A 15,177-nucleotide genomic window follows, 5' to 3' on the forward strand; every position below is an offset into this window, starting at 1 on the left:
GGAGTGCAGGCCCCTTCGGACTCTGAACGGCACCGTTGTGTCGGCATCCCGCAGACGACGGTGGTGTGCGGGAGCGTGACGCGCAAGGCTCTGGCCGAGAGCGGGTCGGTGCGCGAGGAAGCGCCGGGCTGCCCGCTGACAGCCGCGGCGGTCTTGCCTAGCGGGGCCAGTGGGCGTGCCAGTCGTCGGGGTCCATGGCCAGGGGGTCCAGGCCCGCGGCGCGGGCGGAGGTCTCGGCGGCGCGGACGTCGGCGGCGAAGGCGCGGGCCACGGCGCGGAGTTCGCCCTCGGGGTCCTGGCCCGCGAGCTTGGCCAGGGCGGCGGTGTCGAACAGCCGGGCGCCGGGGGTGCCGCCGGAGGGGAGCAGGTCGGCGGGCAGGCCCGCGCGGGCGGTGCGCTGGGCCAGCTTGGCGGTCAGGGCCAGGGCGGGCTGGCCGAGGGCGACACCGTCGACACAGGACTCGCGCCGCTTCTCGCTCTGCTTGAGCTCCTCCCAGCGCCGTTCCTGGCTGCTGGCGTCGCGCACCGAGGGGTCGCCCGCGCCGAAGACGTGCGGGTGGCGGCCGACCAGCTTGGTGATCAGGACGGCGGCCACGTCGTCGACGGTGAACGGGTCGGTGGGGTGCTCCTCGGCGACCCTGGCGTGGAAGAGGACCTGGAGCAGCACGTCGCCGAGTTCCTCGCGCAGCGCGGCGCGGTCGCCGTCCTCGATGGCCTCCAGGAGCTCGTAGCACTCCTCGATGAGGTACTGGCGCAGCGACTCGTGGGTCTGCTCGGCGTCCCACGGGCAGCCGCCGGGTGAGCGGAGGCGGTCCATGACCTGGGTGGCGGCGACCAGCGCCGCGCCCGGGGCCGCGTGCAGCGGGACGCCCTCGGCGAGCAGGGCGAGAGCGGCAGGGTCGGCCAGGTCGTCGGTGAGCAGGACGACCGAGCCGTCGAGCGGGCCCGGCGCGGCCAGCGCCGGGTCGACATCGCCCGCCACCTCCACCCGCGCGGCGGTGCGCAGCAGCGGGACCGCCGACTCGGGCACGGTCCGGCCGCGCACCAGCACGACCGCGGAGTCGGTCACGGCTGGGTCGCGCCGCCTGCCATCGGCAGGACGAACCCGACGGTCTCCTGCTCGCTGGGGGCCACGCCCATCGCGGCGATGTCCCACACGCCGTAGCGGGGGCTGATCTTGACGCCGACCTCGGTCGCGGTCTGCTGCAGGATGCGCGGGCCCAGTGCGGTGGCCATGCGCGGGTCGTCGGCGGCCGCCGGGTCCTGGGGGTTCTGCGGGTCGGGCTTGGCGTCGGTCTCGCGCTTGGTGATGACCGCGACCACCCAGGCCGCCTGCTCGGGGTTGGGCTGGAAGCCGATGACGTTGCCCTCGGGCGTGCCGAAGATGACCGTGCCCGCGATGTCGGCGACGGCGGCCGGGGTGAACGTCTCGTCCAGGTCGGCCTGCTGCTCGGCGGCGATCTGCGACTCGATGACCTTGCGCGCCTCAGCGGGGTTCGAGGCGAGCTTGCGGGCCATCTCCTCGGCCTGCCCGCGCAGCGAGCCGGTGGGCTCCTCCGGGCTGCCGGGGGCGATGACCACGTAGTCGAAGGTGACCGACAGCCCCGGCGCGGCCTCGCGGCCGATCTTGGCCAGCGTCAGGTAGTCCTTGGCCAGCACGGCCGGGTCGAACACCCGGTTGACGGCCTGGTCGACGATCACGTCGGCGGTGACGCTGCCGTCGGTCGGCAGCGGCTGCAGCGACGAGGTCAGCTGCCCGGCGAGCTGCCCGACCTGGCCGGGATCGACGATGACGTTGTTGTCGCGCGCGTAGACGGCGATCAGCTCGTGCAGGACGAGCTGGCGCAGGACCGCGCGGGAGAGCAGGTCCAGCTTGCGCTGGTCGGCCAGCGCCTGCGCGGCGGGCTCGACCTTGACGGCCTCCTCGACCAGCTGCTGCACCCGGTCGACCGAGATGGTCGTCCCACCCACGATGGCGGCGGCGTTGACCTGGCTGGGCCCCGACGAACAGGCGCCCAGCACGAGCCCGAACACGGCGAAGAGCCCGACGGCCCGCTGCACGAGCCCGCGTCGACGGCGAATGACAGTGGTCACAGTGCTGAAGCCTCTCATAGCGGGTGCGCCCGGCCGACGACCACCCGTTCGGGCGAGTCCCCCAGGTCAGAGACCAGTACAAGGGAAGCATCCGGCATAGCGGTGACCGGACACACAGCACCCCCTTGGTCACCCTCCGGCAGACGGCACCTGCAAAGTCCTCAGCGGCGGCAGCTCCCCAAACGTCTCAGCCGGAAGCCGATCAAGTCGACCATCGCGAAGGACGGACCACCCCAACCACCGCCAAGCACCCGGCGTGCACCCAATGACGGTGTTAGTGACCGGGCGATAAACGGCCACCTCGTCCCGATCGAGTTGAACAAAGGCGATGTCGCACGTCCTCCCGGTAGCCGCGTCCCACACCCGAGCACTCCCATCGGCGCTGCCGGTGAGGATGCGGGTCCCGTCCGGCGACCACGCCGCCGCCTGGACAGCGCCGGAGTGACCGCGTAACCGGAAAACCTGTTCACCAGTGACCGCATCCCACACCTGAGCACTCCCGTCGGCGCTGCCGGTGAGGATGCGGGTCCCATCCGGCGACCACTTCAGCGTCCGAGCCCACTCAAAGTAACCATCGAGCTTGAGAACCTGTTTGCCAGTAACCGCATCCCACACCCAAGCACCACCGCTGCCACCAGTAAGAAGGCGAGTCCCATCCGGCGACCACGCCCCGCCATAGTGGCGAGCGAACTCGAAAACCCGTTCGCCAGTAACCGCATCCCACACCCAAGCACCACCGCCGCCAGTAAGAAAACGTGCCCCATCCGGCGACCACGCCACTAAGGACACCCAATCTTGACCACCAACCTGCAAAACCAAATCACCAGAGACCGCGCTCCATACTTGAGCACCGCCATCGCTGCTGCCAGTAAGAAGGCGAGTCCCATCCGGCGACCACGCCCCGCCAAAATGGCGATCGAACCCGAAAACTTGTTCGCCAGTAATCACATCCCACACCCGAGCGCCACCGACACCGCCAGTAAGAAGGCGCGCCCCATCCGGCGACCACGCCACCGAGGACACCAGATCTTGACCACCAACCTGCAAAACCAAATCACCAGAGACCGCATCCCACACCCGAGCGCCACCGCCACCAGCAAGAAAACGATCTCCATCCGGCGACCACACCACATCACGAATCTCAGTGGCATAACCGGCAAGATGGAGAATCTGTTCGCCAGTAACCGCATCCCACACCCGAGCACTATCGCTGCCAGTAAGAAGGCGTGCCCCATCCGGCGACCACGCCACCGCCTGCACCCAATCTTGATCATCAACCTGCAAAACCAAATCACCAGAGACCGCATCCAACACCCGAGCACCACCATAGCCACCATCACAGCTACCTGTAAGGAGGTGATTCCCGTCCGGCGACCACGCCACCCCTCCAATCTCGCCGAACAACTCAATCAGCTGTAAAACCTGACCGCCAGAGTCCGCGTCCCACACCTGAGCAAAATCCTCGGGGCTCCAGGTGAGAAGGCGGGTCCCGTCTGGCGACCACGCAACCCCCCGAATCTCAGCAGTGTTGCCAGCAAGATGCAGAACCGGTTCACCTGTAACGGCATCCCACACCTGAGCACAGCCGGCCACGCTGCCAGCAAAAAGACGGGTCCCGTCCGGCGACCACGCCACCTCCTGCACATGACCTTGACCACCAACCTGCAAAACCAAATCACCAGAGAGCGCGCTCCATACTTGGGCACCGCCATCGCTGCTGCCAGTGAGAAGTCGGCTTCCATCCGGCGACCACGCCACCGCCTCCGCGCGACCCTGATCACCAACCTGCAAAACCAAATCACCAGAGACCATATCCCATACCCAAACACTGCCATCAAACCCGCTGACGAGAAGACGAGTGCCGTCCGGCGACCACGCAACATCCGAAACCCCACGCAGATGACCAGCAAGCTGGAAAATCTGATCACCAGTAATCGCATCCCACAACCAAACACCACCATCAAGAACACTGGTGACAAGACGTGCCCCGTCTGGCGACCACGCAACCACATTTGACGGTGTTCCAATACTGGTGAAGTGCTTCAGATAGGCAGATTGGAGCTTGGAGGGGTGGGTCGCTGGCGCGGTGATGAGGCCGGGAGCGGAAGTGGGCGGGGGTGTGCAGAAGAGCAGTTGTGTGCGGTACAGGTGTGCTTGTTCGAAGTCCACGTCATTGATGGCGCATCGACGCAAGATTGCGCCTGTGGCCTGTGTGTTCTTCCAGGTTGAGCCTGTCAGCGTGGATCGATGGAATTCGGCCTTGGTGGTGTCAGCGCCGGTGAGGTTGGCGTTGGTGAGGTCGACATTGTGGAAGGTGGTTCGGCGCAGGTCGGCCGCGGTGAGGTTCGCGCCGGTCATGGGAAGTGGCTGCTTCTCGGCGCCGATTTTCCAGTCCGACAGGGCAGCGCCGGTGAGGTCGACGTTGACCAGCGAGTGGCAGGGGTGGTCGTGATCGTGGGCGTGGAGGGCGTAGGCGAGGGCGAACTCGGACACCACAGGTCGGTATTTGCGGGCGATGTTCGTCAGGGTGGTCAGGGCTGCGGTGCGCTCGTGGGCGGTGCAGGTGGCGAGGGATTGGCCGAGGAAGTCCAAAGTCTCGCGGTTGGGGACCGGTAGGGCTAGGGCGTCGAGGTCTTGGTTGGGGGTGCTGAGGGTGCGGAGGAGGTGGCGGGCGAGGAAGTACTCGAACAGGGAGCGGTGGCCGAACTGGAAGGTGTCGCCTTCGCGCTTGAGGAAGGTGGCGGTGCGGAAGTCGGCGGTCCAGAGGTCGGGGAGGTTGGCGCGGTAGTGGCGGCGGAGGTCGGGGCGCCGGTCCAGGAGGGCCAGGAGCCAGTCGTCTACCTGAGTGGGGGTCCAGGAGTTCTGGCCTGAGCGCCAGAGTCCGGCGGCGATTTCCTCCATGAGGAGGCGTTTGTGGTCGGGGGTGAGGGTGTGCTTGCCCTCGTCGCGGGACAGCCAGCGGTCCACGACCTCGGTGTAGATGTCGACGGAGCGCAGGGTGCGACCCTGGAGTTTGGCGGTCTCGATGAACTCGACCTGGTCGGCGATGAGCCGCAGGGTGATGGGGCGGCGGGCGAGGTCGGGCAGGTCGTGGACGGCGGCGATGGTCTCCAGGAAGCGGTCGACCCAGTCCTCGTCGCGGTCGAGGTTGCCCGCCAGGTAGGCGCGGATCTGCTCGTCGCGGAAGGGCAGCATCAGCAGGGCGAGGTAGTCGCTGCCCTTGAGGCCCTGGCGGGTCTCGCCGGTGAAGTAGGTGACCTGGTCGCGGATGGTGCGGAAGTACTGGGTGCGGCAGGTCAGCAGCATCCGGGCGGCGGAGCGTTCGGTGAGCGCGCGCCAGAGTTGGCGGGTGAACAGCTGCCGGTCGTGCGGGGTGAGGTGGACGAGCACCTCGTCGAGGCCGTCGAACACAATCACGGTGCCGCCCTGTTCGAGGCGCTTGCGCACGACGGCGGCGTTGAGCCGGTCCCCGGGGATGGTCGCGGGCCGGGTGGCGTCCAGGGCGCTGTTGAGGATGTGGTCGAGGGTCATGGAGTCGGCCAGGCCGGTGACGCGCACGTCGCGGAGGTCGAACAGCACCGGCATCGGCACGGCCGGGTCGTGGCGGTGCAGGTCGAGCAGGCGCTGGGTGAACAGCTTGGCCGTCGTGGTCTTGCCCATGCCGACGTCGCCCAGCAGCGCGCACAGGCGCGGGGCGCCCGGGGTGTCGTCGGTGGCCCAGGCGACCAGCCGGTCGACCGCGCGCAGCGGGGGGCTCGGCGACTTGTCGGCCAGCTCCAGCCGCATCCCCCGCAACGAGGTCTCGGACGATGCCTCGTCCTGCGGCCTGCTCATCCGCTCCGCCATGTAGGTCGAGAGGATGGCCGCCTCGTCCAGCCGCGACTCCCGCAAGGAGATCTCGGTCAGCTCCGAGGGAACCAGGTGCTTGCTCTCGTCCTGCCGTCGGTGGCCCATCCGCTCGGCCATGTAGGTCAGGAGGATGGCCGCCTCGTCTTCGCGGCGGGGAGCGGGGCGGGAGACGGTCACCAGGATCTGGCGCACCAACTCCCTGATGTAGTCCGCCCGCTGGGCGGTGGTTGTGAGTTGGTCCCAGGGTTTGTCCAAACGCGACACGTCGTGGCGGCGCAGGGGGCTCAGGTCGACGGGGCCGTCGGGGATGGCGCTGAGCGCGAACGCGACGACCTTGCCGGGTGATCCCATGCCCCGGCGGCGCTCGGCCCCGCTGGCGAGGTATTCGTTGCTGATCAGCGCGACCCGGACGTCCGCCTCGGCGCTGAGCCGGTCGGGCGCCTGGTCGGCATCCTCGCCCACCCCGACCGAGCGGGGGCTCCCGACCTCGAACACGTACCCGTCCGTCACGCGCAGGGCATCGCTGAGCTGCTTGACGATCGCCCCGGCGCGGCGGTGGGTCGGGCCGGTGGTCGGGTGGTAGCTGACGTAGACGCGGAGGCGGCGGGAGTCGCCGATCTCGGCCACCTCCGGCGTCACCGGGCGGTCCACTCCTGTCTGGCCGGACAGCTCGGCGGTGTAGGCGACGAGTCCTTTTTCCACCGGGTTCCCGGCGAACCAGCCGTGCCGGGTGTCCGGCGAGGTCTTGCGGGAGTCCAGCTCCAGGCGCAGGTCGACCCCGGCCCGCTCGGCGGCGCCGTTCACCTTGTGCCGGAAGTCCTGGAAGGCGTCCTGGGCGTTGGCGTCGCCCGACGGGAAGTCGCCCGCCTCCAGCGCCGCGCGCAGCCGGAACCGCCCGTCCAGGCCGACCAGGTCCTTGATGGTCGCCAGCCGGAACACCTGCGTCGGGGTCAGCGATTCCCGCAGGGCGTCGATGCGCTCGGCGATCTCGTCGGGTCGCAGGAGGGTGGTCACAGCTCTCGGTATCCGTCCAGGTCGAGGACGCGGCGGCGGATCGAGTCGGCCAGCTCGTTGGCGAACACCGCCCGCCGGACGCCGGACGCCTCCGCGAAGCTCTTGCCGTCGCGGTCGAAGACGACGAGCGACTCCAGGCCGCCCAGGTCGTGCCCGCTGTCGTAGCGGGGCATCGGGGTCAGCTTCACGGGCAGCGCGCCCTTGTCGCTGCCCGGACCCACGAACCGGGGCAGCTCGTGGGTGCGGATGAAGGTGCTCTTGAGGTACTGGGGCGAGGCCAGCAGCAGCCCGAAGTCGGCCTCGCCCAGCCGGTCGAGGATGCCCGGCATGAGCTGTTCCCCGCAGGTGAGGTGGCTGTCGGCCCACCACCGCACGGTCAGGTCGGAGAACAGCCCGAGCGCGGGCTCCAGGTGGAACAGCAAGTCGTCCTTGTACTTCCGGTTGCGGTGACACCAGCTCAGGAAGACCCGCACCTGCTTGGTCACCGCGACCTCCGATCACCCCGGATCGGACCCCGGATCGAGCGAGGGTATCAGCGCCTCCTGCGCTGAGAGCCCTCTCGGGAAATCAGGAAACCCCGACCGGCGTGGGCGCCAGGGACTCCAGGAAGCTCGCGCACCAGTTCAGGAGGTCGCGGTCGCGCAGGACCGGGGCGCCCATCCGGCCGCCTGCCGCGCCTTCGGTCGGGCGGGGGATCGAGATGGTGTTGGTGACCGCCTTGTGGATGGCCTTCGGGTACAGGCGCTTGAGGCGGATCGCCTGGGAGTCGCGCAGGGGCAGGGGGGCGAAGCGGATCGTGGAGCCCTGGGTGACGACCTCGGTGACGCCGTGGGCGCGGCACAGCTGGCGGAAGCGGGCCACGGCCAGCAGGTTGTCGACCGGGACCGGCGGCTCGCCGTAGCGGTCGACCAGCTCCTCGCGGACGGCGGCCAGCCCGGCGTCGTCCACCGTCGCGGCGATCTTGCGGTACGCCTCCAGGCGCAGGCGCTCGCCGGGGATGTAGTCGTGCGGCAGGTGGGCGTCGATGGGGAGGTCGACGCGGACCTCGGCCAGCTCCTCCTCGTCCTCGGCGCCCGGGGCGCCCGCGTGCTTGCGGAACGCCTCGACGGCCTCGCCGACCAGGCGGACGTAGAGGTCGAAGCCGACGCCCGCGATGTGGCCGGACTGCTCGGCGCCGAGGATGTTGCCCGCGCCGCGGATCTCCAGGTCCTTCATGGCCACGGCCATGCCCGCGCCCAGCTCGGTGTTCTGGGCGATGGTGGCGAGGCGGTCGTGGGCGTGCTCGGTGAGCGGGGACTCCGGCGGGTACAGGAAGTAGGCGTAGCCGCGCTCGCGGGCGCGCCCGACCCGGCCGCGCAGCTGGTGCAGCTGGGCGAGGCCGAGCATGTCGCCGCGCTCGACGATCAGGGTGTTGGCGTTGGAGATGTCCAGGCCGGTCTCGACGATCGTGGTGCAGACCAGGACGTCGTGCTCGCGCTCCCAGAAGCCCTGGATGATCTTCTCAAGGCGGTCCTCGTTCATCTGGCCGTGCGCGGTGACCACGCGGGCCTCGGGGACCAGCTCGCGCAGGCGCCGGGCGGCCTTCTCGATGGAGGAGACCCGGTTGTGCACGAAGAACACCTGGCCGTCGCGCAGCAGCTCGCGGCGGATGGCGGCGCCGACCTGCTTCTCGTCGTAGGCGCCGACGTAGGTCAGGATCGGGTGGCGGTCCTCGGGCGGGGTGAGGATGGTCGACATCTCGCGGATGCCCGCCAGCGACATCTCCAGGGTGCGCGGGATCGGCGTTGCCGACATCGTCAGCACGTCGACGTGGGTGCGCAGGGCCTTGATGTGCTCCTTGTGCTCGACGCCGAAGCGCTGCTCCTCGTCGACGATGACCAGGCCGAGGTCCTTGTAGCGCAGGCCGGTCTGCAGCAGGCGGTGGGTGCCGATGACGATGTCGACGCTGCCGTCGGCCAGGCCCGCGATGGTCTGCTCGGACTCCCGGGCGTCGGTGAAGCGGGACAGGCCCTTCACCGTGACCGGGAAGGAGTGCATGCGGTTGGCGAAGGTGTTGAGGTGCTGCTGGGCGAGCAGCGTGGTGGGCACGAGCACGGCGACCTGCTTGCCGTCCTGCACCGCCTTGAACGCCGCGCGGACGGCGATCTCGGTCTTGCCGTAGCCGACGTCGCCGCAGATCACCCGGTCCATCGGGACCTCGCGCATCATGTCGGCCTTGACCTCATCGATGGCGGCCATCTGGTCGATGGTCTCGGTGAAGGGGAAGGCGTCCTCCAGCTCGCGCTGCCACGGGGTGTCCGGGCCGAAGGCGTGGCCGGGGGCGGACTGGCGGGCGGCGTAGAGCTGCACCAGCTCCGCGGCGATCTGCTTGACCGCCTTGCGGGCCTTGGCCTTGGTGTTCTTCCAGTCCGAGCCGCCGAGCTTGTTCAGGGTGGGCAGCTCGCCGCCGACGTAGCGGGAGATCTCGTCGAGCTGGTCGGTGGGGACGAACAGCCGGTCGCCGGGCTGGCCGCGCTTGGAGCTGGCGTACTCCAGGACCAGGTACTCGCGGGTGACGCTGCCGCCCGCGGCGTCCTTCACCGCGCGCTGGACCATTTCGACGTAGCGGCCGATGCCGTGCTGCTCGTGGACGACGTAGTCGCCGGGCCGCAGCGCCAGCGGGTCGACGGAGTTGCGCCGCCGCGACGGCATCTTGGTCGACATGTCGCGGGTGGAGGTGCCGTGCCTGCCGCCGGTGACGTCGGTCTCGGTGAGCACGGCCAGCGCGCGGCCGGGGGCGAGGAAGCCGTCGTCCAGGGTGCCGCGGACGACGGTGACGACGCCGGGCGCGGGGGCGGCGGCGAGGCCGTCCTCGGCGAAGGTGGCGGGCACGTCGGCCTCGGCCAGCTGCTCCACGGCCCGCTTGGCGGTGCCGACGCCCGGGACGACCAGGACGGCCGCGCCCCCGGCGGCGGTGTGGGCGCGCAGGTCGGCGAAGGCCCTGGCGACGTCGCCGCGGTAGGTGTCGACGGGCTTGAGGTCGAGGTGGCAGTCGGCCTCGCCGGTGAGCTGGCTCAGCGTCCACCAGGGGTGGCCGGTCTCGCGGGCGTGCGCGGCGATGTCGTTGAGGTCGCGGTAGGCCGACGCGCCGAGGTCGATGGGGGCCTTGCCGCCGCCCGCCGCGGCCATCCAGGAGGCTTCGAGGAACTCCTGGCCGGTGCGGACAAGGTCGTGGGCCCGGGTGCGGATCTTCTCCGGGTCGTGGAGCAGGACGTGGGCGTGCTCGGGCAGGACGTCGGTGAGCAGCTGCATCTCGCCGAGGCACAGGGCCGGGATCAGCGCCTCCATGCCCTCGGTCGGGATGCCGTCGGCGAGCTTGGTGAGCATCTCGTGCAGGTGCGCGTCGGACTCGTGGTGGCGGGCCAGGTCGGCGGCGCGGGCCTTCACGTCGTCGGTGAGCAGCAGCTCGCGGCAGGGCGGGGCGGTGACGGTGGTCAGCTCCCCGGGCAGCGAGCGCTGGTCGGCGACGGAGAAGGCGCGGATCTCGGTGACCTCGTCGCCCCAGAACTCCACCCGGACCGGGTGCAGCGCGGTCGGGGGGAACAGGTCGACGATGCCGCCGCGCACGGCGTACTCCCCGCGCTTCTCGACCATGTCGACGCGCGCGTAGGCCAGGTCGGTGAGGCGGTGCAGGAGCTCGTCGAAGTCGGACTCGACGCCGACGGTGAGGGTGACCGGGGCCAGCTCGCCGAGGCCGGGGGCCATCGGCTGGATCAGGCTGCGGACGGTGGCCACGACGACCCGCAGCGGGCCATGCGGGTGCTCCTCGGGGTGGGCGAGCCTGCGCAGGATCGCCAGCCTGCCGCCGACGGTGTCCGCGCGGGGTGACAGGCGCTCGTGGGGCAGCGTCTCCCAGGAGGGGAGGTTGGCGACGGTGTCGGGGCCGAGGAGGTCCCCGAGGACGGCGGCGAGGTCATCGGCCTCCCGCCCGGTGGCGGTCACGGCGAGGACGGGCTTGCCCGCCTTGGCCAGCGCGGCGACGACGATCGAACGGGCGGAGACGGGGCCGTCGAGGGTCAGGCCGGGGGTCCCGGCCCGCTCGACGACGGAGGCTACGGAGGGGTCGTGGAGAACGGTTTCGAGCAGCCCGGCCAACGGAGCCTTCGACACGGCTGAATCCCTTGTGGTCGTATCAGGAGACGCGGACAGACCCCTGCCCGGGACCTCGAAGCCTCCGGAAGGGGTTCTGCCCCCACCCTACGCCCCACCGCCATCGAGTTCCTGCCGCGTCTGTCGGCCACACGATCAGGTGACGGGGGTGTGTCGTCAGATCGACTGTTTCGCGTGAGGCGGAGTGGGGGAACGAGCCGCGTCATCACGCCTCGCGGGAACCCAGATCAACAGTCACCTCGACCGTACCCACCGGAACGCCGGTCATCACGGCCACGAGGTCCACCGCCATCCGGTGAGCTTCAGCGGTCGACCGACCCTGCGTCACACCGACGCCGTCCACCTCCACCACCCACCACTCGTCCTCGCGGCGAGCGGTTGCCTGATAGGTCTTCACTGGAACCATCCCTCGCATAGACATTCCATCTGCTGCCCGATGCCGTGCAGGCAACGGTGACCGGCACCGTCAGGGAACCACTTGCCAGGCGACAGAAGTGGGCCGCTCCCCTGCTAGCCGGAAGAAATCCTCGGCAGCTTTGATCACCTCAAGATAGGGGATTTGGCCACTCACGAGAACCGGACGCTCGTTTCCCTGGTAGTCGTAGCCCATGAGGTCGTCCGACTCTTCACTGCCTTTGCTGCTCCAGAGATCGGGCCATTCGCGACCGGAGTAGGTCACGACACCGACCTCCCCGTTGATGCCTACACTGAACTCGGGGGTCTCAGGGTCATCGGCGACGTACCAGTGCGTCATCAATGCCGCACCGTAGGCGATGGAGTCCTTCCTGACCTTGAGGATGAGTGCGGACACATCACCAGCCGAGCGAAGTACGTTGGGCCCGCCGCGATCGTAGTACGCGTTGATGACTGTCACTCGGGCCTCCCGTGATAGACCTTTCGGAAACCCCCGGCACCGTACACAGTTAGAGCGTATCCCTTCGGGAGAATGCGCGGGACAAGGGTGTCGCACCCAAGTTCCCCTCGCGCGGAACGTGGTTTATCACGAGGGTGACGTGGTGGAGAATATTCTGTCGCATGTGGACGGCGAGCTTTACCTCAACATCGGAAGCGGTCGCTGGACGTTTCCTGCCAGGTTGGGATTTGAACCAATCGATGGCAGCCCTGTACTTGTCGTCCCAACCGCTGATCTCTTCGTGGACCTGGCCGCTCGGGTCCATCCACCGGCCGTGCGTCTTCGGCTGAGGTGTTCCCGGTCGCCGAGTGGCAGGCGGAGTGATGTCGGGCGGCAGTTCGCGCCGGAGTTGCTCGATGCGCTCCGGTGGAACAGCTGACGGTCGTGCCGGAACTCCGGTGGGCGAGACGGTTGTACTCGACGTGGTGGCCGTTCCGGTTCCGCGGGCGACATTGGCGAGGTACGTCTCGACGGCGACGGACGCGGCTTGGGCGAGTTGGCGATGTGCCTCGAGGGCGTTTTGTGCGTGGACGAGCGTGATCAGGGCTTGTCCGGCTTCAGGTCTACTGGTGCCCTGCGTCGCGTGGTGAAGGATGGTGCGTGCCTCGTAGATCAGCGAGGCTGCTTGGTTGAGTCTGGCGATGCCGTCCGCGAGCTTGGCTTGGCAGGCTCGCGTCTCGGCTGCCGCCTTCTCGATGGACATGTGGTGATCGTAAGCAGGCGGGGTCAGGTGGGTGGGTAGTCGATTCCGGTTGCGAGGGGGCGCCAGGTTTCCAGTTCGGTGTGGACGTGGTGGAGTTTGGCTTCCACTCGGGTTATGGCGTCTGTGCCCAGTTGGAGGCGGGTGGGGGGATGGGGGGTGTGGGCGATGTCGACTATGGCGTTGGCGGCGGCGGTGGGGTTGCCGGGTTGGGTGCCGTTGATGGCGGCGGCCCAGGCCCTGCGGGCGCCTGCGGTGGGGGTGTAGGCGTCGAGGGTTGTGGTGGATTGGGTGAGGCTGGAGTTGTCCAGGAAGTCGGTGCGCAGGGCGCCTGGTTCGATCACCGTGGCGGTTATGCCCAGGGGGGCGCATTCGGCGTTCAGGGCTTCGGTGATGGCTTCCAGGGCGAACTTGGTGGCGCCGTAGACGCCCATGCCCGCTGCTTGGACGAAACCGCCCACCGAGCCGATGTTGATGATGTGGCCGCTGCCTTGGGCGCGCAGTACCGGGAGTACTGCGCGGATCACCTCCAGGGGGCCGAAGAAGTTGACGTCGAACAGGGCTCGGGCTTCGGCGTCGGAGACCTCCTCGACGGCACCCATGAGGCCCACGCCCGCGTTGTTCACCACGACGTCCAGGCGGCCGTGAGCGTCCACGGCCGCGGACACCGTCGCGTGGATCGAGGGTGGGTTGGTCACGTCCAAGGGCAGGGTCAGGCAGTCCAAGTCCGACAGGGACTCCACCGACCGGGCGGTCGCGGTGACGGTGTCGCCGCGGGCCAGGGCGGCGATGGCCAGCTCGCGGCCCAGGCCGCGGCCGGCTCCGGTGATGAACCACGTCTTGGGGGTCATGTCAGCGGCTCGCCTCGTCATGTCGGGAGCACGTTCCTGGGGTCGTGTCAGCGGTTCGTCTTGGCGGTCAGGTCAGGAGCACGTCCTGGGGTGTGTCAGGGGCAAGGTCAGCAGCTCGGCAGTGGGAGCGTCGAGGGTGACTGCCAGGGCCCTGGGGAGGGCTTCGGCGGTCATGATGGCGCGGGCGGCGGGGACGGGGTCGGACGTGGCTATCCCCAGGGGGACGGCGTTGAGCAGGCCGTTGTCGGCCAGTACCTCGCGGACCACCGAGAGGCACAGTTCGCCGTCCAGCAGCGGGGTGCTCAGGTCGGTGCCGGGGTCGGGGGTGGCGATGACGACCAAGGGCACCGTCGCCGGGTCCACCCCCGCCAGCGCGGCGCGGACCGCCGTGGAGAGGGTCACCACGTGAGGTGGAGTTCGGCGAAGCCGCGGAGCATGGGGTTGGTCACGCGCTTGGGGTCGTCCTCCAGGGCGCGCAGATCAGGGAAGCGGTCGAGGATCTGGGTGAAGGCGACCTCGGTCTCCATTTCCGCGAGGGCCGCGCCCAGGCAGACGTGGGGGCCGTAGCCGAGGGCGACGTGGCCGATGGGGTTGCGGGTGATGTCGAAGCGGTCGGGGTCCGGGAACATCTCGGGGTCGCGGTTGGCGGAGCCGAGCATGGTGACGACGCCGTCGCGGGCGCGGATCTGCTCGCCGCCGTACTCGAAGTCCTCGCGGGCGACCCGGCGGATGAACTGCAGGGGGGCGTCGTAGCGCATCATCTCGCGGATGGCGCTGACCATCAGGGAGCGGTCGGCGCGCAGCTTCTCCATCTCGGCCGGGTGGTGCAGCAGGGCCCAGAGGCCGTTGGCGACCAGGTTCCTGGTGGTCTCGTGGCCCGCGACGATGAGCTGGGCGCAGTTGGCGAGCACCTGGTCGTCGGTCAGCGCCTCGGCGCCGTCGCGGGCGCTGACCAGCAGGCTGATGACGTCGTCGCCGGGGTTCGCGCGGCGCGAGGGCAGGACGGCGCCGAAGAACTCGGCCATCGCCAGCAGGCCCTGCTGGGCGGCGCGGGCCTCCTCGACGCTGGGCCGCAGCGAGCCGGTGAAGTGCAGGATGGCGTCGGACCAGGACACGAACGCCTGCATGTCCTCGGCGGGCACGCCGAGCATCTCGGCGATCACCTCGGCCGGGAACGGCTGGGCGAAGTCGGCCATGAACTCGGCGGAGCCCTTGGCGGCCATGGCGTCGAGCAGCCGGGTGGCGATCGCGGTGACCTTGGGGCGCATGGTGGAGATCAGCGTGCGGGTGAAGCCCTTGTTCATCAGCTGCCGCAGCGGGCGGTGGTGCGGCGGGTCCTGGAGCACGACCCAGCCCGCGACGGAGGTGTTGAACGGCTCGAACTCCGGGCGCACGTCCGGCGGGAACTGGTTGATGAACCCGGGCGCCTTCAGCGAGGTGGAGAACCGGTCGTCGCGCAGCACGTCGATCACGTCGGCGTAGCGCGGGACGAACCAGGTGCGCCCGCTGTTGGCGTCGGACAGGTGCACGGGCGCGGTCTTGCGCATCTCCTCGTACACCGGGTACGGGTTCCGGATGAACTCCTCGGTGATCTGCACGGTGCTGCC

Annotated in this window: 11 protein-coding genes; all 11 read right to left on the reverse strand. The window is 69.3% G+C overall.

The features are described 5' to 3' along the window. Positions 1 to 157: 157 nt before the first annotated feature. Positions 158 to 1,069, reverse strand: a complete 912-nt coding sequence (locus tag ACTG9Q_RS09545; protein WP_455572297.1) for a MazG family protein — start codon at positions 1,067 to 1,069, stop codon at positions 158 to 160. Continuing rightward, positions 1,066 to 2,094 carry a SurA N-terminal domain-containing protein gene (locus ACTG9Q_RS09550; RefSeq protein ID WP_455572298.1) on the reverse strand — a complete coding sequence of 343 codons (1,029 nt, stop codon included), beginning with the start codon at positions 2,092 to 2,094 and terminating at the stop codon, positions 1,066 to 1,068. Before ACTG9Q_RS09550 ends, ACTG9Q_RS09545 begins: the two co-directional genes overlap by 4 nt. Before the next feature lie 129 nt (positions 2,095 to 2,223). Further along, positions 2,224 to 6,957, reverse strand: coding sequence for a pentapeptide repeat-containing protein (locus ACTG9Q_RS09555; protein ID WP_455572299.1), 4,734 nt, complete (start codon positions 6,955 to 6,957; stop codon positions 2,224 to 2,226). After that, complete coding sequence (locus ACTG9Q_RS09560) at positions 6,954 to 7,442, reverse strand: hypothetical protein (RefSeq protein ID WP_455572300.1); 489 nt, start codon at positions 7,440 to 7,442, stop codon at positions 6,954 to 6,956. The genes ACTG9Q_RS09555 and ACTG9Q_RS09560 overlap by 4 nt, the downstream gene beginning before the upstream one ends. Before the next feature lie 82 nt (positions 7,443 to 7,524). After that, complete coding sequence (gene mfd / locus ACTG9Q_RS09565) at positions 7,525 to 11,106, reverse strand: transcription-repair coupling factor (RefSeq protein ID WP_455572301.1); 3,582 nt, start codon at positions 11,104 to 11,106, stop codon at positions 7,525 to 7,527. Between the two features lie 205 nt (positions 11,107 to 11,311). Then, positions 11,312 to 11,503, reverse strand: a complete 192-nt coding sequence (locus ACTG9Q_RS09570) for a hypothetical protein (RefSeq protein ID WP_455572302.1) — start codon at positions 11,501 to 11,503, stop codon at positions 11,312 to 11,314. 69 nt (positions 11,504 to 11,572) lie between these two features. Further along, positions 11,573 to 11,980 carry an Imm1 family immunity protein gene (locus tag ACTG9Q_RS09575; protein ID WP_455572303.1) on the reverse strand — a complete coding sequence of 136 codons (408 nt, stop codon included), beginning with the start codon at positions 11,978 to 11,980 and terminating at the stop codon, positions 11,573 to 11,575. Between the two features lie 49 nt (positions 11,981 to 12,029). Continuing rightward, a complete protein-coding gene (locus tag ACTG9Q_RS09580; RefSeq protein ID WP_455572304.1) occupies positions 12,030 to 12,722 on the reverse strand; it encodes a DddA-like double-stranded DNA deaminase toxin in 693 nt (230 codons plus the stop codon). 23 nt (positions 12,723 to 12,745) lie between these two features. Further along, positions 12,746 to 13,570 carry an SDR family NAD(P)-dependent oxidoreductase gene (locus tag ACTG9Q_RS09585; protein WP_455572305.1) on the reverse strand — a complete coding sequence of 275 codons (825 nt, stop codon included), beginning with the start codon at positions 13,568 to 13,570 and terminating at the stop codon, positions 12,746 to 12,748. 72 nt (positions 13,571 to 13,642) lie between these two features. Continuing rightward, positions 13,643 to 13,972 (reverse strand): hypothetical protein, encoded by a 330-nt coding sequence (locus ACTG9Q_RS09590; RefSeq protein ID WP_455572306.1) that lies wholly within the window; start codon positions 13,970 to 13,972, stop codon positions 13,643 to 13,645. After that, complete coding sequence (locus tag ACTG9Q_RS09595; RefSeq protein WP_455572307.1) at positions 13,969 to 15,168, reverse strand: cytochrome P450; 1,200 nt, start codon at positions 15,166 to 15,168, stop codon at positions 13,969 to 13,971. The genes ACTG9Q_RS09590 and ACTG9Q_RS09595 overlap by 4 nt, the downstream gene beginning before the upstream one ends. Positions 15,169 to 15,177 lie beyond the last annotated feature (9 nt).

The sequence above is a fragment of the Actinokineospora lacus genome (assembly GCF_053813445.1).